Source organism: Bradyrhizobium sp. USDA 4472, from assembly GCF_054058595.1.
This window is the reverse complement of record NZ_JBSSAM010000001.1, coordinates 1,135,704-1,157,110: the sequence shown is the minus strand read 5'-3', so window position 1 is coordinate 1,157,110 and position 21,407 is coordinate 1,135,704. Positions and strand designations below refer to the sequence as shown.

14 protein-coding genes and 10 pseudogenes are annotated in these 21,407 nt (G+C 59.4%); 15 read left to right on the top strand and 9 right to left on the bottom strand.

What is annotated here, in order from left to right:
- The first annotated feature begins 51 nt into the window (after positions 1-51).
- Positions 52-843, top strand: a complete 792-nt coding sequence (locus ACVWZ4_RS05270) for an SDR family NAD(P)-dependent oxidoreductase (RefSeq protein ID WP_456701655.1) — start codon at positions 52-54, stop codon at positions 841-843.
- Between the two features lie 911 nt (positions 844-1,754).
- The gene (locus tag ACVWZ4_RS05265; protein ID WP_456701656.1) at positions 1,755-2,615 is read left to right on the top strand and encodes a Crp/Fnr family transcriptional regulator; all 861 of its coding nucleotides are present in this window, start codon (positions 1,755-1,757) and stop codon (positions 2,613-2,615) included.
- 557 nt (positions 2,616-3,172) lie between these two features.
- Here the strand turns inward: ACVWZ4_RS05265 and ACVWZ4_RS05260 are convergent.
- The 3 genes and pseudogenes from ACVWZ4_RS05260 to ACVWZ4_RS05250 all read right to left on the bottom strand — a co-directional run.
- Entirely contained in the window at positions 3,173-3,340 is a 168-nt protein-coding gene (locus ACVWZ4_RS05260) for a hypothetical protein (protein ID WP_456701657.1), read from the bottom strand.
- Positions 3,341-3,407: 67 nt separating this feature from the next.
- Positions 3,408-3,546 (bottom strand): annotated as a pseudogene (locus ACVWZ4_RS05255) (transposase domain-containing protein); the annotation flags it as partial.
- Positions 3,547-3,621: 75 nt separating this feature from the next.
- A pseudogene (locus ACVWZ4_RS05250) lies at positions 3,622-3,843 on the bottom strand (transposase domain-containing protein); the annotation flags it as partial.
- Positions 3,844-3,899: 56 nt separating this feature from the next.
- Between ACVWZ4_RS05250 and tnpA (ACVWZ4_RS05245) the strand changes: the two are divergent.
- The 7 genes and pseudogenes from tnpA (ACVWZ4_RS05245) to ACVWZ4_RS05215 all read left to right on the top strand — a co-directional run bounded on the left by tnpA (ACVWZ4_RS05245) (position 3,900) and on the right by ACVWZ4_RS05215 (position 12,227).
- Positions 3,900-4,310, top strand: coding sequence for an IS66-like element accessory protein TnpA (tnpA, locus tag ACVWZ4_RS05245; protein WP_456701658.1), 411 nt, complete (start codon positions 3,900-3,902; stop codon positions 4,308-4,310).
- Entirely contained in the window at positions 4,307-4,669 is a 363-nt protein-coding gene (gene tnpB / locus ACVWZ4_RS05240; protein WP_456790053.1) for an IS66 family insertion sequence element accessory protein TnpB, read from the top strand. The genes tnpA (ACVWZ4_RS05245) and tnpB (ACVWZ4_RS05240) overlap by 4 nt, the downstream gene beginning before the upstream one ends.
- A gap of 59 nt (positions 4,670-4,728) precedes the next feature.
- Positions 4,729-6,300 (top strand): IS66 family transposase, encoded by a 1,572-nt coding sequence (gene tnpC / locus ACVWZ4_RS05235; RefSeq protein WP_456790052.1) that lies wholly within the window; start codon positions 4,729-4,731, stop codon positions 6,298-6,300.
- A 316-nt stretch (positions 6,301-6,616) separates the two neighbouring features.
- Complete coding sequence (locus ACVWZ4_RS05230) at positions 6,617-7,804, top strand: IS110 family RNA-guided transposase (RefSeq protein ID WP_456705172.1); 1,188 nt, start codon at positions 6,617-6,619, stop codon at positions 7,802-7,804.
- Between the two features lie 229 nt (positions 7,805-8,033).
- Positions 8,034-8,776 (top strand): annotated as a pseudogene (istB, locus tag ACVWZ4_RS05225) (IS21-like element helper ATPase IstB).
- 1,222 nt (positions 8,777-9,998) lie between these two features.
- The gene (locus ACVWZ4_RS05220) at positions 9,999-11,537 is read left to right on the top strand and encodes a porin (protein WP_456701661.1); all 1,539 of its coding nucleotides are present in this window, start codon (positions 9,999-10,001) and stop codon (positions 11,535-11,537) included.
- Positions 11,538-11,891: 354 nt separating this feature from the next.
- Positions 11,892-12,227, top strand: a complete 336-nt coding sequence (locus tag ACVWZ4_RS05215) for a helix-turn-helix domain-containing protein (protein WP_456701662.1) — start codon at positions 11,892-11,894, stop codon at positions 12,225-12,227.
- 149 nt (positions 12,228-12,376) lie between these two features.
- On the opposite strand, the gene ACVWZ4_RS05210 is transcribed toward ACVWZ4_RS05215, so the two are convergent.
- Both ACVWZ4_RS05210 and ACVWZ4_RS05205 read right to left on the bottom strand, forming a co-directional pair.
- Positions 12,377-12,619, bottom strand: coding sequence for a hypothetical protein (locus ACVWZ4_RS05210; protein WP_456701663.1), 243 nt, complete (start codon positions 12,617-12,619; stop codon positions 12,377-12,379).
- Between the two features lie 2 nt (positions 12,620-12,621).
- Positions 12,622-12,882: pseudogene (locus ACVWZ4_RS05205) on the bottom strand (transposase domain-containing protein); the annotation flags it as partial.
- A gap of 251 nt (positions 12,883-13,133) precedes the next feature.
- Here ACVWZ4_RS05205 and ACVWZ4_RS05200 point away from each other — a divergent pair.
- Positions 13,134-14,314: pseudogene (locus ACVWZ4_RS05200) on the top strand (IS110 family RNA-guided transposase).
- Between the two features lie 4 nt (positions 14,315-14,318).
- Here the strand turns inward: ACVWZ4_RS05200 and tnpC (ACVWZ4_RS05195) are convergent.
- From tnpC (ACVWZ4_RS05195) to tnpA (ACVWZ4_RS05185), 3 genes and pseudogenes are all read right to left on the bottom strand, one after another.
- Positions 14,319-15,737, bottom strand: a pseudogene (tnpC, locus tag ACVWZ4_RS05195) (IS66 family transposase); the annotation flags it as partial.
- Between the two features lie 42 nt (positions 15,738-15,779).
- Positions 15,780-16,100: an IS66 family insertion sequence element accessory protein TnpB gene (gene tnpB / locus ACVWZ4_RS05190; protein ID WP_456701664.1), complete on the bottom strand. Its 321-nt coding sequence runs from the start codon at positions 16,098-16,100 to the stop codon at positions 15,780-15,782.
- A 23-nt stretch (positions 16,101-16,123) separates the two neighbouring features.
- Positions 16,124-16,531, bottom strand: coding sequence for an IS66-like element accessory protein TnpA (tnpA, locus tag ACVWZ4_RS05185; protein ID WP_456701665.1), 408 nt, complete (start codon positions 16,529-16,531; stop codon positions 16,124-16,126).
- Positions 16,532-16,593: 62 nt separating this feature from the next.
- Between tnpA (ACVWZ4_RS05185) and ACVWZ4_RS05180 the strand changes: the two are divergent.
- The 5 genes and pseudogenes from ACVWZ4_RS05180 to ACVWZ4_RS05160 form a co-directional block, all read left to right on the top strand.
- A pseudogene (locus ACVWZ4_RS05180) lies at positions 16,594-17,078 on the top strand (IS630 family transposase); the annotation flags it as partial.
- A 747-nt stretch (positions 17,079-17,825) separates the two neighbouring features.
- Entirely contained in the window at positions 17,826-17,969 is a 144-nt protein-coding gene (locus ACVWZ4_RS05175) for a hypothetical protein (protein WP_456701666.1), read from the top strand.
- A gap of 35 nt (positions 17,970-18,004) precedes the next feature.
- The gene (locus tag ACVWZ4_RS05170; protein ID WP_456701667.1) at positions 18,005-19,657 is read left to right on the top strand and encodes a class I adenylate-forming enzyme family protein; all 1,653 of its coding nucleotides are present in this window, start codon (positions 18,005-18,007) and stop codon (positions 19,655-19,657) included.
- Positions 19,658-19,831: 174 nt separating this feature from the next.
- A pseudogene (locus tag ACVWZ4_RS05165) lies at positions 19,832-20,812 on the top strand (IS110 family transposase); the annotation flags it as partial.
- A pseudogene (locus ACVWZ4_RS05160) lies at positions 20,757-21,017 on the top strand (IS3 family transposase); the annotation flags it as partial. The pseudogenes ACVWZ4_RS05165 and ACVWZ4_RS05160, both read left to right, overlap by 56 nt.
- A gap of 68 nt (positions 21,018-21,085) precedes the next feature.
- On the opposite strand, the pseudogene ACVWZ4_RS05155 reads toward ACVWZ4_RS05160, so the two are convergent.
- A pseudogene (locus ACVWZ4_RS05155) lies at positions 21,086-21,298 on the bottom strand (transposase); the annotation flags it as partial.
- Positions 21,299-21,407 lie beyond the last annotated feature (109 nt).

Sequence of the window (21,407 nt, the reverse complement as noted above, 5' to 3'; positions counted from 1 at the left end):
TCTGCGGAGCGCGTGCCGCTGACTCTATCTGCGTTGAAAGAGGAGGAGAGCATGGCCAAGGTGGCAATCGTGACCGGATCGGCTACGGGGCTTGGTGCAGCGTGTGCGGTCGATCTAGCAAGCCAGGGCTGGAACGTTGCGATCAACTACAGTAGGAGCAAGAAGGAGGCCGCAGAGACCTTCGCCAAGGTCAAGGCGCGGGGCGTCGATGCCATCATGGTGCAGGCCGACATGGGACAGGATGCCGATTGTCGGAAGTTAGTCGCCGAGACTTTGAAGAAGTGGGGGCGCATCGACGGCCTGATCAACAATGCCGCTACGACCAAGTTCCAAAGGGAGGGTGACCTCGAGGGGGTCACGGTCGAGGACTTCGACCGTATTCTGCGGGTCAATGTCACCGGTCCCTACATGATGAGTCGTGCGGTGTGGCCGACGATGAAGAGGCAGTGGGAGGAGAGTCGCGAACGCGCTTCGATCGTCAACGTTTCTTCGAATGCCGGCGCGACGGGCTTGGGCAGTTCGCTTCCTTACGTCGCCTCCAAGGGAGCACTAAACACGCTCACGTTGTCGTTGGCGCGTTGGTTTGGTCCGGCGGTCAGGGTGAACACAATATGCCCCGGCTTCATGCAGACGCGCTGGCTTTTGGAGGGGCTGGGCGAGCCCGAGTACGAAAAGATGAAAGAGGTGATGGAGCAAACCACGCCCTTGCGCCAAGCTGGCACGCCCGAGCAGATGGCCGAAGCCGCGCTGTTCTTTCTCGTGAGCGCCTCCCACATCACCGGCGAGTTCTTGCTCGTTGATGCTGGCAGCCATCTTGGAACTTTGCCCATGAAAGGACGCTAGTGCATTCCACTTCTTCGGGGTACCGTTTTGCGAAAATGGTTAGACCATTTGCAATGTTGAAACGGTGTGACGAGATCAGGAAGTATCGCCAATTTCCGGCGAAGGTACGCTTCAACATGAAAGCGCCTAAAATCAGAGACAGCGTTCCGTCAGGATCTCATGCGGAGCTTCACGCAAGCTGGCCGCCGTAGGCGGCGCCCTTCCCTCGCGCCTGCATGTCCAATTGCTCGAAGATATTTGAAGCGCCGGTTGACAAGGAGTGTCCTCCCGGAGAGTGGTGCAACTGCTGTCTATTTTCCAGCATCGAGCGATGCTGCTGTCTCTCGGCCACGCGTTGCATTCAGTAAAGGCCCGTTGTCCTCCGAAGCAGGGCGACGATTGCCGGCCGCCAAAGGCTTTCTCCGTCGTTGTAGCTTTTGCTAAGTCGCGACCTGACTCCTGCTCGTCCGCTCTGGCAGAGCTCTTAGCATGCACGCCTATGACGGTTATGTTTGTGCGACGTACCGAGGAGAGGCACTTACAGCGCTTTCAGATGGAGCCACCTGGTTTCTCTCCCCGACTTGACGTGCAGGCATGTGCCCCGAGGACTTCGCGCTGCTCAGTTATAGACGGCAAATTCAGAGCTGGTGCGCAGAGTTGACTGGGCTTTCGATCTTGAAGTCGCGTATCGCTCGAACACGTGCGGGCTGCCGGCCACCGAGTTGGCCGGAGGCAGCAAACCTACAACTCAGATATGCGGAAAGACATCGTGCGCTGAAATACGTCATTTCAGCCAAGCTTATCGCAGAAATTGATCGCCACTCGGCGACTGATTGCACGAATTTCATGCGATCGCCTGCTAGATTTCCAATTGTGGTTTGGCAAAGGGTTGACCAGCAAAAATTTAACCCACTAAATAGATGGATCGCAGTATGAACGATCATCTTCTTTCCGCTGTCGGAGGGCGAGATAGCTCCGAAGCGACACGGGTAAATCAGTCATCGCATATAACACGAATACTTCAACGCCCCGAGGCGGCGCGTTCCGGCACGCGGACTTTTGTAAAAAATGGAATACTTGCGAGGATTTCTCTCCAAGAGCTCGCGGCAATAGGGAAGTACCTTGAGCCAGTCGTTCTAAAAGACCGCATGGTGCTGCAAGAACCTAAGAAGCAGCTTGAACACGTCTATTTCATAGAGTCTGGTCTCGTCTCGCTTAGGATCGTGGCGGCGGAAAGCGTGCTGGAAACAGCGGTGATCGGATATCAGGGTGCGGTGGGCGCTTCGCTATTGGCCGGAGGACATCTTGTCACGCGTCAATCTGTTGTACTTGTTCCTGGGAGTGCCCACAGAATTCTTGTCGAGGATTTGCGACGCGTCCTGTCCAAATGCGCCGAAGTCCGAGCGCATATCGCACGGCATGCCCAAGTGCTAAACTTGCATTGCGCTCAGAGCGGATTGTGCGGTGTTCGGCATGATCGGGAGAAGCGCCTTGCTTGCTGGCTTTGCTTGGCGCGCGACGCGCTCGATTCTGATGTGCTGCCAATTACACATGACTATCTCTCTTCGATGTTGGGATTACGCCGGCCCGGCGTGACGGAAACACTGATCCGCTTCGAACAGCAAGGATTGATACAAAAAACGCGTGGCGTATTGCAAGTTCGGGATCGACGCTGCCTTGAGCAGAAGGCTTGCAGTTGTTACAAGCTCATTGCAAGCGCTTATTTCGCGACCGAAACCGTTGATTCAGTCATCGATGTCGCGCACGGTAGCGTCGACTTTTACTTCAGCTAACTTTAGTGTCGGCTGTTCTACGGACCAGGCGAGGCGCGGCCGGGCGAGGGTGACGGCACTAGAGTAGACGCACACCACGGCTCGGGTAAGCATCATCATCTGGAGTGAGGTTCGGAGAATTGGACAAGCAGGGTCCGTGATGACGGCCGCAGCGAAGGGTTGTACGAGACACGCACGCTGATAGTGGCATCGTCATCGAACGGCGCGGGTCGCACCGAAACGCACCCGGGGAACCCACTCCGAGGTCCTGTACCCCCGCTTTGGACTAGTCCGTCTAGCGACGCGCAGCGTCCCATTGTCGGATCTTTCGGCGGGTAGCCATTGCACTTCGCGCTGAAGAGATTGGAAAAAGCGGCACCACTTCCCCCGGCGGGGGCAGCTATAGTTACTTTAAGAAAGCGTTAATTCGGGCATTGAGCACGTCAGCGTCCGATTTGTCGTTCCCCTCCTCACTTTTGTTAAGAAGTGCGTTGCTACTGCATTCTACTGTACCCCTTTCGGAGCGGCCTCCCTATCGGCCAAGGTAAGCATCAGGCGTCGGCCGCGGGCTGAGCAGATTATTCGGTCGACCAGCGTTTGAGCAACTTCGGATTGTCTTTGTAGACTTGGGTGAGCTCGATGAGGCGTTCGATGCCGAAGTCAGTGATCGCCTGAACGCCGTCTTCGCCGACGCCAAAGACCCAGACGGCTCCCTCCTCGATTCGTAACCTACGTCTCGCACCCAATCTTCGTCTTCGCCGAGGTCTCTCGCGACCTTGTGATGGTGGTGTGTGGCTTTATCTACGTGGGCGGTCATGCCGCTCGAGCGGAGATCGCTGACGCTGGCGTCCAATTCCAGAACTTAGTCCAGCCGATGAGCCGCAAGGGTGGCCATCCGGACAAGGACGTCCGCAAGCCACGCCTGCGGATCGATGCCGCTTATCTTTGCCGTACGCATACGACGAAGACCGCCTGATTGACGCATGCGCGCGGGCGCGGCGGGCTCTATGATGGCGTTGCGTGAAGGTCAGGCGGCCTGCTGACCGGCGGCCTGGCGCAGGAGCTTCCATCCCCAGGGCAGCAGTTCGTGCAGACGCGAAGCGGGAAGATCGGCGATACGGGCGGGGACGTCGGCAAGCCAGGCCTTGGGATCGACGTCGTTGAGGCGACAGGTCGTGATGCCGGCGAAGGTCCAGTTGCGCCTTCCCAAGGCGATGCCTCTCAATGCGCGCTCGGCACAATTGTTAGTATCCGTCCGGTGAAGGCCGCCTTGCCGAATGAGGCGTGTTGTTGAGTACTGTCCTTATGGACAGTGATAGGCGCAGTGCCCAAGTCGAACGGCTTGAGGTGGTGGACACGGGCCGGCGACGGCGCTGGTCCGAGGATGAGAAGCTCAAGATCGTCCTTGAGAGCTTACAGTCGCCGCGTCAGGTCGCGGCAACAGCGCGGCGGTATGGCGTTTCGCGCTCATTGCTGCTGCGATGGCGACGCTCGTTTCGGCCTGAGCCGAAGGATGCCGCCGATCCACCTGGCTTCGTACCTGCGATGGTGGTCGCGGAAGCAGGACCGACGCCCTGTCCAGTCGCGCCGGCCAGCAGCGGCGGGTCGATCGAGATCGAGTTTGCGGCCGGGGCTCGGATGCGGATCACGGGCGCGGTCGACGCGGCGACGCTGAAGGCCGCCGTGGCGGCACTGGCAGATGGACGGCCGCGGTGATCCCGATTGCGTCGAGCGTGCGGGTGTGGATTGCGACCGGCCACACCGATATGCGCCGCGGCATGAACTCGCTGGGCTTGCTGGTGCAGGAAGCCTTCAAGCGAGACCCGCACGGCGGCGACCTCTATGTGTTCCGTGGCAGGAGCGGCAAGCTAATCAAGATCCTTTGGCACGATGGACTGGGCATGTCGCTCTACGCCAAGCGGCTGGAGCGCGGCCGCTTCCTGTGGCCGTCGTCGGCTGATGGCGTGGTGACAATCACCCCAGCCCAGCTTGGCTACCTGCTGGAGGGCATCGACTGGGCGGATGCCGCAACAGACCTGGCGACCACAGGCGGCTGGTTGATCGCTGGGATTTGAATCGGTGACAGGATCAGCGGTTCGGACAGAGATCGCGTCTTGTGATTCTCTGGTCGTCGATGAGTGCCGATGATTCTCTTCCCGACGATGTGACCACGCTGCAGGCGATGCTGCGCGCCGAGCGAGCGGCCCGGTTGGCCGCGCAAGCCGAAGCCCAGGCGGGAACATTGCTGATCGAGAAGCTCAAGCTCACGATCAAGAAGCTGCGGCACGAGCAGTTCGGACAGTCCTCCGAGCGAGGCGCATTGCTGGACCAGCTCGAGCTACAACTCGCCGACCTGGAGGAGAACGCGGCTCAAGCTGAGACCGCGGCGCAGATGGCAGCCGAGAAGATTGCGGTGCCATCGTTCGAGCGCCGCAAGCCAGCCCGCCGGCCGCTGCCGGAGCATTTGCCGCGGGAGCGCATTGTCTATCCCGTGCCGACCACCTGCCCATGCTGCGGCGACAGCCGATTGCGCAAGATTGGCGAGGACGTGACCGAGACGCTGGAGCTCGTTCCGCGACAGTGGAAGGTGATCCAGCACGTGCGCGAGAAGCTCGTCTGCCGGGCCTGCGAAGCGATCACCCAGCCGCCGGCTCCTTCGCATCCGATTGCGCGCGGGCGTGCAGGGCCAAAGCTGCTGGCCCATGTCCTGTTCGCCAAGTACGGCCTGCACCTACCGCTTCATCGTCAGAGCGACGTCTACAAGCGTGAAGGCATCGACCTTGACTTATCGACGCTCGCGGACTGGGTAGGTGCCTCCGCGGCAACCCTGATGCCTCTGGTCGATGCGATCCGGAGCCACGTCTTCGCAGCCGAGCGCATCCATGCGGATGACACCACGGTGCCGGTCCTGGCCAAGGGCAAGACCCGGACCGGCCGGCTATGGACCTACGTTCGCGACGACCGTCCGTTTGCCGGCCCAGATCCGCCGGCGGCCGTGTTCTTCTACTCGCCCGATCGTGGCGGTGCACATCCGGAGCAGCATCTGGCGGGCTATGCCGGACTGATGCAGGCTGACGCCTACGCCGGCTTTGGCAGGCTCTACGAGACCAATCGCAAGGGCGGCCCGATTATCGAGGCCGCGTGCTGGGCGCACGGCAGGCGCAAGTTCTTTGACCTCGCGCGGCTTACCAAGGCGCCGATCGCGGCCGAGGCGGTCAAGCGCATTGATGTTCTGTTCGCCATTGAACGCGAGATCAAGGGTCTTGCGCCGCAGGAGCGTTTGCGTGTGCGCCAGGAGCGTAGCCGCCCTCTGATCGTCGAGCTGGAGTCGTGGATGCGCGAGCAGCGCGTCAAGCTCTCCAGGAGCAACGACACGACCAAGGCGATCAATTACTGTCTCAGCCGCTGGGATGCATTTACCCGCTTCCTCGATGATGGCCGCCTGTGCATGTCCAACAACGCCGCCGAACGCGAACTGCGGGCGGTCGCCGTGGGACGAAAGAATTGGACCTTCGCCGGCTCCGATGAGGGCGGCCGGCGTGCGGCTGCCATCTACAGCCTTATCGCCACCGCCAAGCTCAATGATATCGACCCGCAGGCTTGGCTTGCCGACGTGCTGGCGCGCTTACCAGATCACCCTGCCAAGTACATCAATACACTGCTGCCTTGGAACTGGCAGCCTCAAAGCGTCGCCCACGCCGCTTAAGCACCATCAGCCTTCCATCCAAGAACGGTCCTAGCCGGGGCCTTAGCCGGATGCGTACAATTGTTAAAGGGCATGATGTTTTCAGCGCTCAAACCCGGTGGAGAGGACCGGTCGTCCGGATTAGTCTGTCCAAGCCGGGATAGGGGCGCTGGAGCACGAAACGGTGGCAGGCCGCCATGACCATGAGCTGTGAGCTCGCTTTGTTACTTGGCCGCCCCTACGACTTGCCCGGCTGCGCTGCGAGCGCGGATCCGTAGATGTCGTGCAAGCCACTGGCTCCTGAGACAAAGGAGAAGCAAGCATGCAAATCGTCGGCATGGACATCCACCGATCCTTCGCCGAAGTGGCGATCCTGGAGGACGGAACAATAATCCGACAGCTCCGCGTTGATCTCGTCCACGATCGGCTTGTCGCCTTTGCCAAGACACTCAGCCTCGAGGATGAGGTGGTCATCGAGGTAACGGGCAACAGCGCGGCGGTCGAACGTATTCTGCGCCCGCACGTTAAGCGCGTCGCGGTCGCCAATCCGAGGCTCGTTCGGGCGATCGCCTATGCGCGAGTCAAAACGGACAAGGTCGATGCTGGGACCCTGGCAAAGTTGCATGCTGCTGGCTTCTTGCCGGAGGTCTGGGTGGCTGACGAGGACACCTACAGCCGCCGGCGCCAGATGGCCGAGCGCGCTGGCGTCTTGGCGCAGATCATCCGGATTAAAGGACGCATGAAAGCTATCCTGCATGCCAACCTCATCCCGCCCTACAAAGGCTATCTCTTCGGCAAGCACGGACAGCATTGGCTGGACAGTCTGCCTCTTCCATCGGAGGAGCGTGCGATGCTCCAGCGTCTTATCACGGAACTCGAACGCGTGACGAAGCAACTATCGGAAATCGACAAAGTCGTGGCCCAACAGGCTTTGGACGATCCACGGGCTCTCAAGCTGATGACGATCCCCGGCGTGAGTTCGGTCGCCGCATCGAGTGTACTGGCCTCCATCGGCGACATCGCACGCTTCCAATCACCGGATAAGCTCAGCAGCTACTTCGGTTTGACCCCTCGAGTTCGGCAATCGGGAGAGCATCCGCCAAGGCATGGTCGTATCTCGAAACAGGGCAATCGTGACGCCCGCAAGATGCTGGTTGAAGCGGCCTGGTCGGCCAAGACGGCGCCCGGGCCGCTGCGGGCCTTCTTCAATCGCATGCAAAAGAAGCATGGGGCTGGAGTCGCGGCCGTCGCCACGGCACGTAAGCTCGCAGTGATGATCTGGCACGTCCTGAGGACCGGGAAAGATTATGCTTACGCACGACCGGCGTTCACAGCGATGAAACTCCGGAAGGTGGCACTCAAGGCTGGAGCGCCTCGTGCCTATGGCAAGGCTGGCCCGGGTCGGGACTACTGGATCAAGGAACTGCGTGAGCGGGAAGCTGGCTATGTCGCACGCGTCGAGCAGGCGTACGAGCGGATGGTGGCGGCCTGGAAGGAGAAGCCAAAAAAAGTGGCCTTGAACTGACGATAGGGCTTCTCAACACCATCGGTGGTCAAGCGCTAGGGCCAGGAACGCGTCGATGCCGCCTGCGCCCGGGCCCTCCTGCTCAACGCCCGTTCGTACAAATCGGTCGCCGCCATCCTCAAGAACGGCACCGACAGAACCGCGCCTCCCACCGAGGAGGCGCCCATCCATCCTCTTCCACGCCAACATCCGCGGCCGCAGTTACTACAATTGATCAGGAGAGATCATCGTGCTCATTCACCCCACTGTCGATCGCTTGCGCGCCCTCGGTCTCGCCGCCATGGCCGATACCCTCGTCGAACTGCAGAACAATCCCGAGGCGGCCGAGATGCCGCACGCCGATTGGCTCGGCCTCCTCGTCGATCGCGAGGTCACCGCCCGCGACAACCGCCGCCTCACGCGCCGCTTGAGCAGTGCCAAACTCCGTCAAGCTGCCGCCATCGAGAACGTCGACTATCGCACCGCTCGCGGCCTCGACCGTTCGCTCTTCCAGAACCTCGCCACCAGCCAATGGATCCGTGAGGCCAATCACCTGGTCATCGTCGGCCCAACCGGCACCGGCAAGTCCTGGCTTGCCTGCGCGCTCGGCAACAAGGCCTGCCGCGACGGCTTCTCCGTCCTCTACAAGCGAACATCCCGCCTGTTCGCCGATCTCGCCCAGGCGCGCGGCGAAGGCCATCTGGCGCGCCTGATCGCCGCTCTGGAACGCGTCAATCTCCTCATCCTTGACGACTGGGGACCCGAACCGCTCACCGCCGACCAGCGCCGCGATCTGCTCGAGATCGTCGATGATCGCTACGACAAGGGGTCCTTGTGATCACAAGTCAGGTCCCCGTGTCGCAATGGCATGACGTCATTGCCGATCCCACCCTTGGCGATGCGATATTGGACCGCATCATTCACAATGCGCACCGCCTCGAGCTCAAAGGCGACAGTCTACGGCGTCAGGCTGGCGAAAAGAAAAAACCGTGAGCACCTCGCGCACGATCGCCCCGCCGGCCCACAGGCCCCTCCCGCGCGCGTCGCTACGTCGCTCGTGGGGGCACTCCGCGCCGCGCACGGGGCCCTCCCATGGACCGCCGGAACGATCTTCGAACCAACCCGCCAGCCTTGACGAGGAGGACATTTCCAGCACACATAAATCCGTCAGCCGTGTTCGCCTCCGTCCTGATCACGATCACTGGAATCCGTGATCACCATCGCATGGAACACCTGATCACCATCCCTGGAATGCGCAGCCGGTCGCGATCTAGACGCTGACGCCGCTCGCAATAGGGATCGTCGCCGTCTCAGAAGCTCAAGAACCCGGCGAAGCGCCTCCGTGTCCACGTTCCGGTCAAACACGCATGCGACAGGCGCCGCGGCGCCGCCAAGCTCGATGTCGATAATGCCGGCCCCCGCACGTTGTGCAGGCGGTGAAGATACCGATTCTGGCGCGCTACTCGAGATGGGAGCCGCCGCAGGCCGCAGGCGTGATCTCAACCGGAACAAGTACTTGCGCGGCACTTGCCTGCGCGCGCCAACCGGCGCCAAGTGAACAATTGGCTCGTCGATAGTCCGTTACGTCGTGTGTCACCGACACTAGAGGTGGCCCGCTATAACTCTGGGCAAGACCCGCTGTCTTCCGATGTCCAACGGCGCGCGCCCGTCGAGACGACTTCAAGACAGGAGACCTTCGGCATTGGCATGTCACTCATACGCCGATGTCTTCACTCTCCATCAAACGGCGCAAGGCGGTCCTCGCCTCGCCGGAGCGATACGCTCCTAGGGCAAGAGTCGCTCTTGGCGATCTTGCAACCTTCGCATCCGCATGCGCGTCAATAGACGCGACCATTGGACACCGCGCCTAAGCACGATGCGCAATTTGTTTCGCTCGATAGTCGAAGATACACGAAGCGTACGCTTACTTGTCGTAACGGTACTAATCGTACGCTTGTGCAGCGCTTAGGACACGCTGTCCTGGAGTGCGCATGCGTTCGTTCGTTTCGTACAAAATTTCCACGCCGTTTGCTAACGCAATCTGTCAACTTAATAACGCGAGCGGCGGAATGGTCCGCGCCGCGACGTCGCTGGTTCAAGTAGTCACCAGTGATGTTCGAGGAACGCCCTGTAGGTCGAGAATGATTGGGGGCGGAGGCGGCTAATCTCCTAAGCGAGACTAGCTCGTCTGGAGTTAAACAACTGGAGGTTTTTTATGAAGATGGCGAAGAGCCTCTTTCTAGGTTCGGCGGCAGGTCTGATCGCTCTAGGCGGAGCGCAGGCTGCCGACCTTCCCATCAAGGCCAAGGCGATCGAATACGTGAAGATCTGTTCTCTGTATGGTGCTGGGTTCTACTACATTCCAGGCAGTGACACTTGTATCAAGCTCGGTGGCTACGTACGTGCCACAACGGTCCTGGGCTCAAACGGCATCTGGGGAGCCGCGACCAGCGGCGTCGCTGGGGCGCACAATCGTCTGAGCAACTACTACACAAGTCAATCCCGAGCTGACCTCGGCATCGATACTCGTACCGCGACGGAGTATGGTCTCCTTCGTACGTACGCTGAGCTCGCATTCACCTGGACGGCCGGTGGCTATAGCGGTGCTGGCACAACAGCTAACAATGGCTCAACGGCCTATAACGGAAGCAACCCGGCAGGAAGTGGTAGCGGTTCGATCTCCGGTGGTTCGCTCTCTGTGTACTACGCGTTCATCCAATTCGCAGGCTTCACCTTTGGTCGAGCGCAGTCGCAATTTTCTTCACCTTGGACGAACTATCCTGCAAACGGCTTCGACGGCTTGCCTGGCGGCGGCGGGTGGGAGGCTGTCAATCAGTTTGCCTATACGGCGGACTTTGGCCAAGGCATCACAGCCAGCTTCTCGGCTGAGGATCAGGTCGTTCGAAATACTACAAATATCTGGAACGTGAGCGGAGCGACGGCCACCGGCCTTGCGGCTGGTTCCTATGGTGCCGGCGACATCGGTGGTTCGCGGTCTCCCGATCTCGTCGCCATGCTGCGCGTGGACCAGGCATGGGGTCTTTTCCAAGCGTCAGTGGCCGCTCATGATAATCACACTGGCTATTACGGTGCCGATGAGACAACGGGCCATCCAAGCGACAAGTGGGGCTGGGCTGGCCAGCTTGCATTGTCGATAAAGAATATCCCGACCGGTGCGGGTGACACGATCAACATCCAAGGAGTGTATACAAACGGCGCAACCGGTTACAATTTCCAACCGTATGGTCCGTATACCTTCGCGATGTACAGCGGTACGGGGCTAACTGGTGCTTACCAGAGCGTCGGCATTGCTGGCCTCTCGGACTCGGTCTTCGTTACAGGCGCGAGCCAGCAGCTGACCACGAGCTACGGCTTTAACGGCGGCTATACCCACAACTGGAATCCGTATTGGAACTCGTCAATTTTCGGCGGGTGGGGTGCTGTACGGTACAACAACACGGCGAAGGGCTACATCTGTGGCGCGTTCGTCGCGACTCTTGCACTGTCGAGTGGCGTGGCTGGCTGTAACCCGGACTTCAACTATGCCGTGGTTGGTGTGGCCACGCGGTGGACGCCCGTCAAAAACCTGACCTTTTCGACCGAGGTTGTTTACGCGATGCTCGATCAGAAGTACGCGAGCGGAAGCACGGTAACCTTGCCGTTGCAGTCGGGGGTGGCCAAGCCGAGCGGGGTGTACGAACTGAAGGACCAGCAAAGCCTTCAGATGATGTTGCGCGTTCATCGTAACTGGTGAGCTTTCTATCCAACTAGCGGAAGGAGAAGAGGGAACAGCTCTAACTATCTAGTTTTACCTCCAAGAAGGCCTCCGGCATGCCCGCCGGGGGTCTTTTTAGTCCAGAGTCATCGGCGAAAGGTGAGCGGTAACATTCCGGGTGAGGCAATATGGGAACAATTTGGGACTCTCGCTCATTTTTGGTGAAGTTGTTGAAGCGGCGCCCATTACACTCGCCTCGAGCAGATCGATTTCTGCACGTCCATACATCTGACGCTTTAGTAGAGCAAAATCTGACCGACTTGAATCGGGAGGGATTCCCATGGGGGTCAAATTCTGATTCACCCTGTGTGCTGGACAAGGAGGCCGGCACACATGGCCAAACCTTTGTCGGAGGATTTGCGGATCCGGACAGTTCGGGCGGTTGAGGGCGGGATGTCGCGCCGCGCGGCGGCAGACCGGTTCGGCATCTCGGTTGCGAGTGCGGTGCGGTTTGTCCGAGAATGGCGCGAGAACGGGGCGACAAAAGCCAAACGACAGGGCGGCGACCAGCGCTCGCAGCGCATCGAAGAGTACCATAATGCGATCATGAGTGCGATCGAAGCCAAGCCCGATATGACTCTGGTTGAGATTCCGAGATGCTCAAATCGGAGTTTGGAGCCTCGTTTGCGCCGAGTTCGATTTGGCGCTTCCTTGACCGTCACGGCATAACCTTCAAAAGAACAGGATAGGCCCGATGTTGCGGCGGCGCGCCAGGCCTGGCGCGAACTCGCGCCGCAGCTCGATCCTGACAAGCTGGTCTTCATCGACGAGACCGGCGCCTCGACCGTATCCATCCGAGCTAGGCCGCGGACAGAAGCTCACCGATTCAAGCGCTTGAGGAGTTCAGGGTCTTCCTTGTGCATCATGATGAGCTCGGTCAGGTTCTCGATGCCGAAGTCGGTGAACGCCATTACCTGGTCGTCACCTATGCCGTAAACCCAGATGACGCCATCCTCTGTGTCCATTCCGTTGGCCACGTCCCAGAGCCACTCCTCGTCTTCTCCAAGGTCCTTGGCGACGCGACTGATGGTGAAGACGGCATAAACCTTGTTGACGTGCATGGCTACGCCGCCTCGGTGGAGGGTGTCAGAGCGGGAGGCGTCCAGTTCCAGGGCAACAACTCATGCAGGCGGTTCTGCGGGATATCGGCGATGCGCGCGAAGACGTCGGCAAGCCAGGCTTTCGGGTCGATGTTGTTGAGACGCGCCGTCATGATAAGCGTGGCCATCACGGCAGCTCGCTCCGCGCCACGATCAGAACCGGCGAACAACCATGCCTTTCTTCCCAGAGCAAAACCGCGCAACGCTCGCTCCGCAGCATTGTTAAAGGGCATGATGTTTTCAACGCTCAAACCCGGTGGAGAGGACCGGTCGTCCGGATTAGTCTGTCCAAGCCGGGATAGGGGCGCTGGAGCACGAAACGGTGGCAGGCCGCCATGACCATGAGCTGTGAGCTCGCTTTGTTACTTGGCCGCCCCTACGACTTGCCCGGCTGCGCTGCGAGCGCGGATCCGTAGATGTCGTGCAAGCCACTGGCTCCTGAGACAAAGGAGAAGCAAGCATGCAAATCGTCGGCATGGACATCCACCGATCCTTCGCCGAAGTGGCGATCCTGGAGGACGGAACAATAATCCGACAGCTCCGCGTTGATCTCGTCCACGATCGGCTTGTCGCCTTTGCCAAGACACTCAGCCTCGAGGATGAGGTGGTCATCGAGGTAACGGGCAACAGCGCGGCGGTCGAACGTATTCTGCGCCCGCACGTTAAGCGCGTCGCGGTCGCCAATCCGAGGCTCGTTCGGGCGATCGCCTATGCGCGAGTCAAAACGGACAAGGTCGATGCTGGGACCCTGGCAAAGTTGCATGCTGCTGGCTTCTTGCCGGAGGTCTGGGTGGCTGACGAGGACACCTACAGCCGCCGGCGCAGATGGCCGAGCGCGCTGGCGTCTTGGCGCAGATCATCCGGATTAAAGGACGAATGAAGGCTATCCTGCATGCCAACCTCATCCCGCCCTACAAAGGCTATCTCTTCGGCAAGCACGGACAGCATTGGCTGGACAGTCTGCCTCTTCCATCGGAGAAGCGTGCGATGCTCCAGCGTCTTATCACGGAACTCGAACGCGTGACGAAGCAACTATCGGAAATCGACAAAGTCGTGGCCCAACAGGCTTTGGACGATCCACGGGCTCTCAAGCTGATGACGATCCCCGGCGTGAGTTCGGTCGTCGCATCGAGTGTACTGGCCTCCATCGGCGACATCGCACGCTTCCAATCACCGGATAAGCTCAGCAGCTACTTCGGTTTGACCCCTCGAGTTCGGCAATCGGGAGAGCATCCGCCAAGGCATGGTCGTATCTCGAAACAGGGCAATCGTGACGCCCGCAAGATGCTGGTTGAAGCGGCCTGGTCGGCCAAGACGGCGCCCGGGCCGCTGCGGGCCTTCTTCAATCGCATGCAAAAGAAGCATGGGGCTGGAGTCGCGGCCGTCGCCACGGCACGTAAGCTCGCAGTGATGATCTGGCACGTCCTGAGGACCGGGAAAGATTATGCTTACGCACGACCGGCGTTCACAGCGATGAAACTCCGGAAGGTGGCACTCAAGGCTGGAGCGCCTCGTGCCTATGGCAAGGCTGGCCCGGGTCGGGACTACTGGATCAAGGAACTGCGTGAGCGGGAAGCTGGCTATGTCGCACGCGTCGAGCAGGCGTACGAGCGGATGGTGGCGGCCTGGAAGGAGAAGCCAAAAAAGTGGCCTTGAACTGACGATAGGGCTTCTCAACACCATCGGTGGTCATGCAGATCCTTCCGTCGTGGACAAGGCGGGCAAAGCCTTCCCAACGATTGAGCAGATAGTTGATCGGCTTAATCACGTTGGACGAACGCGAGAGCCGGGCAGATTCCGCCCGCAGCCAAGACTCAAGGTCGGTCAACAGTGGCACGCTTCTTTCCCGGCGGATCTGCAGCCGCTCCTCAGCGCTCAGCCTATAGATGTCGCGCTCGATCTCGAACAGCTGGTCAATCCGACGAACCGCTTCCAGCGCAACGGGCGAGATCGCCGTCGCCGATCGTCCGCGGCGCGCGTTCTGGGCGATATCGGCCAGTTCGAAGAACGCCCTCCGACCGTGTGCCCAGCAGAAGGCGGGCGTGGCCGGCGACGCCTTGCGTCCGGGATCGAACAGAGCGTTGAACCCGCTGTAGGCGTCGGCCTGCAGGATCCCAGCGAAGTTTCGAAGGTGCCGCGCGGGATGCTCGCCGCGCCGATCGCGTGAGGCGTAAAACAACGCCGCCGGCGGATCTCGCCCGCCAAATGGCCGATCGTCGCGGACATAGGTCCAAATCCGGCCGGTATCTGCTTTCCCTTTCGCCAGGATTGGGATCTTGGTGTCATCACCATGGAGCCTGTCGGCGGAGAGCACATAGGCTTCGATCAGTTCAAAGATCGGCCTGACCGCAAAGGCTCCGGCGCCCACCTGGTCCGCCAGCGTCGAGACCGACAGGTCGATCCCCTCGCATTTGAAGCGCTGGCTCTGTCGGTTCAGCGGCTGATGCAGACCAAATTTGTCGAACAGGATCGTCGCCAGGAGCTGGAGTCCGATATAGCCCCGCGGCGTGGCATGGAACGGCGCCGGCGGCTGCGTGATCGCCTCGCAGTCCCGGCAACTAAACTTCTCCCGCACCGTATCGATCACCTTGAACCGGCGTGGGATCTCCTCCAGCGTCGAGGTCACTCTTTCGCCGAGCTTCGATAGCCGGGCCGATCCGCAGCAGGGACATTGCGTCGGGGCCGGCAGGACCACGCGTTCTCGCTCGATGTCATCGGGAAAGGGCTGGCGCAGAGGCCGCTTGGGCTCAAACGAACGCACCGTCTGCGTCTTCCCCGCCGCCTTCTCGGCGGCAAGTTCATCCTCAGTTGCGGCCGCCTCGAGCTCCTCAAGCTCAAGCTCCAGCTGATCGAGCAATCGTGCCGCCCGTTCCGAGCGCGTGCCATAAAGCGTCCGCCGCAGCTTCTCGATCTCGAGCTTGAGGTGGGCGATCAGAGCTTCGGTACTCGATTGCTTCGCCTGGGCATTGGCCGCTTCAGCAAGCTTGGCCTCCGCCGCAAGCCTGGCTGCGCGCTCAGCCAGGATCATTGCATGCGCGGCGGCAAGATTAGGCGGCAGCTCGTCGGCGCTGGAGTCCATAACCAGATGGAATCACATTCGCTGCCAAACTCAAACAAACTCTCAGCCCACGCTCGTCGGACGCCAGGACTCTTGGGGATTGCGCCAGTCGATGCCGGACAATAGATAGCTCATCTGCGCCTGCGATATCGACACCATGCCATCGGCCAGCGACGGCCAGACAAAACGACCTCTCTCGAGTTTCTTCGTAAACAGGCATGCTCCCTGGCCGTCATGCCAGATCACCTTCAACAAATCGCCTCGGCGCCCGCGGAAGCAGAACAAATGACCGCTGAGGGGATCGCGGCGCAACACCTCTTGCACCTGCAACGACAATGAGGCGAAGCCTTTGCGCATGTCGGTGTGGCCCGTCGCCAACCACACCCGAACTCCTGTAGGAACCGGAATCATCGCGGATCCAGAGCCTCGATGATCCGGCGAAGCGCCTCAACGTCGACACCCGTATCGACAATGACGCGCCGTCCGCCAGCCAGCTCGATCTCAATCCGACGCTCTGTTGAATGTGCTGTCGCGCTCTCCGACGAGGCCGCCACCGACGCCACGGGCCCACCCTCGGCCACAACTGCCCTGACAAAGCCAGCCTCGGATTTGGTCCGGTTCTTCGCGAAGGCTCTTCGCCAAGTCACCAATAGAGAACGCGACAAGCCGTATCGCCGCGCTGTCGCCGCTACCAGGCGAGGCTCGGATAGGCTCTCCAAAACAATCCGCGCCTTCTCCTCCTCAGACCAACGCCGCCGCCGGCCTGTATCGACCACTTCAAGTCGATTCAGCGTACTGATCGTATGGCTGTCCATACGTACAGTTCTCAACCATCAGGCCAGCCCGCCGCAAGGCGTCTCTCGTCGGAGGCTTACCCTCGACCAAAATGGCCCGGCTTTACGGCCGCTCAAAACGCGGCCAACGTTGCCGCGCCGCGGTCCCGCATGGTCATTGGCTGACCACGACCTTTACCGCCGCCTTACGCTGCACCGCCCTGACTGCGCCTATGACGCTCGACGGACCAATGAACGCCGTCGCTTTCCTCGCCTATGTCGAACAGGTGTTGGCACCTACCCTCAATCCCGACGACGTCGTCGTGATGGACAACCTGCCGGCACATAAAGGTGCTGCCGTCCGGGCTGCAATCGAGATCCGCGGTGCCAGCCTTCTGCTGCTGCCGCCCTATTCGCCCGATTTCAATCCGATAGAGAACGCCTTTGCCAAATTCAAATCGAGCCTGCGCAAAGCCGCAGCCAGGACCGTCGATACCCTCGAAGCCGCAATCGCCGATGCCTACAGAGAGCATTTACCCCTACCGAATGCGCCAACTACTTCACGGCCGCAGGATACAGTTCAACTTGATCGGAATCTGCTCTAGCTTGAGCTTTGTGATTTGCCTTCTATCTACCGTTGGACCATGTTTGATGATCACGGCTTGAATGGCACCGCGATCTGCGATGATGCCTAGGCAAACGAAGTTAGAGGACTGTTGACCGCGCTGGCAATCCACGGATCAAGGTAGGCAGCCTTTGTTGGTTTCGTGGAAACAATCGACCAAGCCGCAGGCCTCGAGCAACGGTGGGACATCGTGGGGCATCTTGGCTGTGACCGATGCCGAATCCTCGGTACTAGGCGGGCTCTTTGTTCGGCACAAGCAAGTCGATCTGAGGAGAGTCTCGGGTCATGTAGGGGAATGCTTAGCTGCTCCGACAGCACAGGGTCACCCTGCGTGAGGACTCCTGCGGAGAACCGGAGAGATGTTTGGAGCAAACCTGTTAGTGAAGATGCGATCTCCTACTATCACCCTCACACGTTTAGAGGCGCGCCACGGCGGATGGAGTCGAGGCGAACACAAAGCGCACGAGCATGCATCTCCACATCACTTTCAGAACTTGAGAGCCTACCTATCTTAATAGCCAATACTAGTTGCCACCGGAACTGGTAGTGTCGCCATCCTGGTCGACAAGGTAAGTGGCTTATCGAAGTTGGTTCATAAAAGACGCGACGAGCAGTGTTACCCTTTGTTCTTGGATCGGATCCAGCATTTGCAGTGTAAAGAGAGGCGCAATCGAGCGTTCTCGCGGCAGCGAAGAGGTGAGGAGTGTGGATTTGCTGGCTGAACTTAAGGTGCCGGTAACCAGTAGTCATCTGGCTCAGGCGTATGCTGAAGCGGTGACCAGCCTCGGATATCCGCGCGAAGGCAGCGACTATAGAAGTCTGATCAAAATTTCCAGCAAGCTGCCAAACGGATGATCTGGTTCGTATACCTCCCTATGAAGTACAGGCACATGACTTCCCCAAGAGTAAGCCCACCCGAGCTGCAAAAGCGCGTCACGGATGTGATGCGCAGGATCGAGAAGCTGGAAGCTGCATACGAGACGACCACTATTGGTCAGCTAATTTCAAGGAGGGCAAGAACACATGGCTCAATCATCGCTCTTGACGTTTTTCACCTCAACCAACGCGCGACCTACGGTGAGATGGACGAAATATCTAACCAATATGCACATTCGTTGCGTGCATTTGGTGTACGCAAGGGCGAGCGCATCGGAGTGATGCTGCCCAATCGCATCGAGTTCCCGATCCTCTGGTTCGCAATTGCGAAGCTCGGGGCGGTGATGGTCCCGATCAACATGCGCTATACGCCAAGAGAGATTGAATATGTTCTGAGCGATGCACGGGCGAAGTTTGTCGTGGTCGATGAATCTGCATGGTCAAACTGCGCGGCGATGAAGGCGTGGCCGAAAGATCTCGCGATCGAACAAGCAATCGTAGTAGGGCAGCCTATCAGTGGAGGCCCAACTACCCTCGAAAAATTGCTCAAAGGTGCGCCAAAAAGCTTGTTGCAGGCGGATATCCGGCCCGATGACCTGTTAAACATTCAGTATACCTCCGGGACCACGGGGTTTCCGAAGGGCTGTATGTTGACCCACGATTACTGGGGGGTGTTCTCATACCAAGCCGCAAATTGGGACGAGCAGTCGTATGACCGATTTCTCTCTGCCCAGCCATTCTTTTATGTGGATGGACCATGGCATCTTCTACAGTCCTATCGACATGGTGGCACTCACTACCTGGCTCCGCAGATCAGCTCGTCTCGCTTCATCGGGTGGCTCAAGCACCACCGCATCGAGTGGTGCCAATTTCCTGAGTTGATTGCACGTCACGCCGAGGCCATCAACGAAGAAGGGGTGACGTGCCTAAAGCAGATACTGAATTGGGGCTGGGGACCTGCCACGGTACGACAGTTTCGGAAGCGGTTCGGAGTGCGCACACAGGAAGCCTATGGAATGACTGAAATCGGCTTCGGTACGCGAATGGCGAATGACTTTGACGAACTGGCCGAATCGGGGTCTATCGGTATTTCTGCGCCGTTCCGGTCACTGAAACTGATTAGTGAGGATGGTAGCCCAACGCCGTTAGGGGAGGTCGGTGAGCTGTGGGTGAGCGGGCGCGGACTTTTTGACGGATACTGGGAAAAGCCGGACGCAAATGCTGCTTCATTTGAAGGCGAATGGTTCAAGACGGGCGATCTGATGCGCTGCGACGAACTCGGGTTCCATTGGCTGGTGGGCCGCACGAAAGATATGATCCGTCGTTCGAGTGAGAATATCGCTGCGCGAGAGGTGGAGGCTGTCATCCGGGAGATTCCTGAGATTGCCGACGTTGCAGCAGTGCCAGTTCGCGATGTGAAACGTGGTGAGGAGGTGAAGATTTACGTCGAGCTACAGAAGGGTATTGCGCCCAACGATCTGCTTGTCGACCGCATTCTCAAGCATGCTCGTACCCATCTTGCCGTGTTCAAGGTGCCGCGGTACATTGGGTTCGTATCAACGCTGCCTAGGACCACCTCCAGCAACAAGGTTCTCAAACGCCATTTGATCGCGGAGACCGATCCTTTTAAGGGAGCTTACGACGCTAACGAAAAGCGATGGCTGTAAGGGCAACTTCTCTCCGCAACGTGCTACTTACTTGTTTACGACGCGTTGGCGGCTTAAGGGACTAAAGTACTCTATCGGCGATAATCCGCGGGAAATGGGCAGCGGCGCGCTTTGAAGCGAGACTTGAAAGCTGCCACGTTCCCGAATTAGACTTATTCGAGTAGTGTCAATGCTATGAGTGTCGCTGTGGAGCGTCCATACGCGGTCGCTATCGATATCGGATCAAAGATACTGATGCACTTGGCCGCCGTGAACTTGGCCTGCACCGACACGCCAGTGCGTGCATTCGGCACATTCAGGCAAGACCTGCATGAAATTGCGGACTGGTTCAAGGCATGCGGCGTGACCATTGTCGGATAGAATCCACCGCGGTCTATCTACGAGATCCTGGAGCAGCGCGGGTCTGAGGTCATTCTGGTCAACGCGCGGTACGCCAAGAATGTACCTCGGCGCAAAACGGATGTCAGCAACGCCGCATGGCTACGTCAGCTTCATTTCTATGGCCTGTTACGGCTTCCGACCTGATGTCGAGATCGCGGCCTTGAGAGCCTATCTAGGCTAGCGCGAGCGGCTCGTGTATGCAGAAGGCCCTGATGGAGATGAACCGGCAGCTCCATCATGTTGTGTCGGATATCACCGGCGCGACCGGCATGCGGATTATCCGAGCCGTCGTTGCAGGCGAACGCAATCCCGACGTCTTGGCAGCCTATCGGACGTGCGATTCCATCCATCGATCGAGACGATCCGCGCAGCAATCGTACGCAATGACATCACGAACACGTCTTCGCGTTGACGCGTCACTGGAGATCTACGACTTTTATCTGGCAAAGATGCTCGACTGTGATCGCAAGCTCGAAGTCCTGATCAGTGCATTGAACAGCAAGGGGCAAGATCTGTGGGAAAGTTAGCCAAGCCGTGCGTAAGACCACGCGGGTCAACCCGCCCAGGTGAGGACCGCACTGTAATGCGTGCTCGGCCTCGATTTGACTGAGATCCTTGGGCCGGTCGCTCACTCTCATTGAAGCTCATCGGCGAGTGCGTACGGATCTAAGGGCATGCCCAAGCACTAAAAACTTCACTTCCTGGCTAGCACCCCGCAAGAAGATCTCCGGCGAGAAGGTGCTGTCCTCGCCGACAAGGAGATCCCCAAGCCGCGAACCTGTTGGACCGGCAGTTCGCTGCCGAGCGGCCAAACTAGAAGTGGATAGCCGACTTTATCAATCTCTGGACCGCCGAGGGCTGGCTATATGTCGCAGCGGTGTTTGATTTGTTCTCACGCCGTAGTGGCTGACCGATGAGCGCCTCCATGACGACACAGCTCGTCACAGACGCACTTCTGTTGACAGTCTGGCGGCGGGGATCATGACCGGTGGCGTGGTGTAGCTTGCGCCGGGTCACCGCGTTCGCCGGCCAGGGCCGGGCAGACCAGCTGGCGATAGCCGGAAGGCTGACGGTTGGATCATCGCTCATTGGTGCGATGGTTTCCAGCGTCATGTAACGGGCACGCTGGGCGGCCCATTCATCGTTCTGCTCAAGCAGGATCGCTCCGATGAGGCGGACGATGGCGTCTTCATTGGGGAAGATGCCGACCACCTCGGTGCGCCGTTTGATCTCGCCGTTGAGGCGCTCGATCGGGTTGGTAACCAGTATGAGATTTCTCGGTCCCTACGTTCCGCTGCGGTTTTCTACATCGTGGCGTATGGTGCGACCATCGGGCCAGGGGCGGGCTGATGCCCGATGAGCCGAGAGC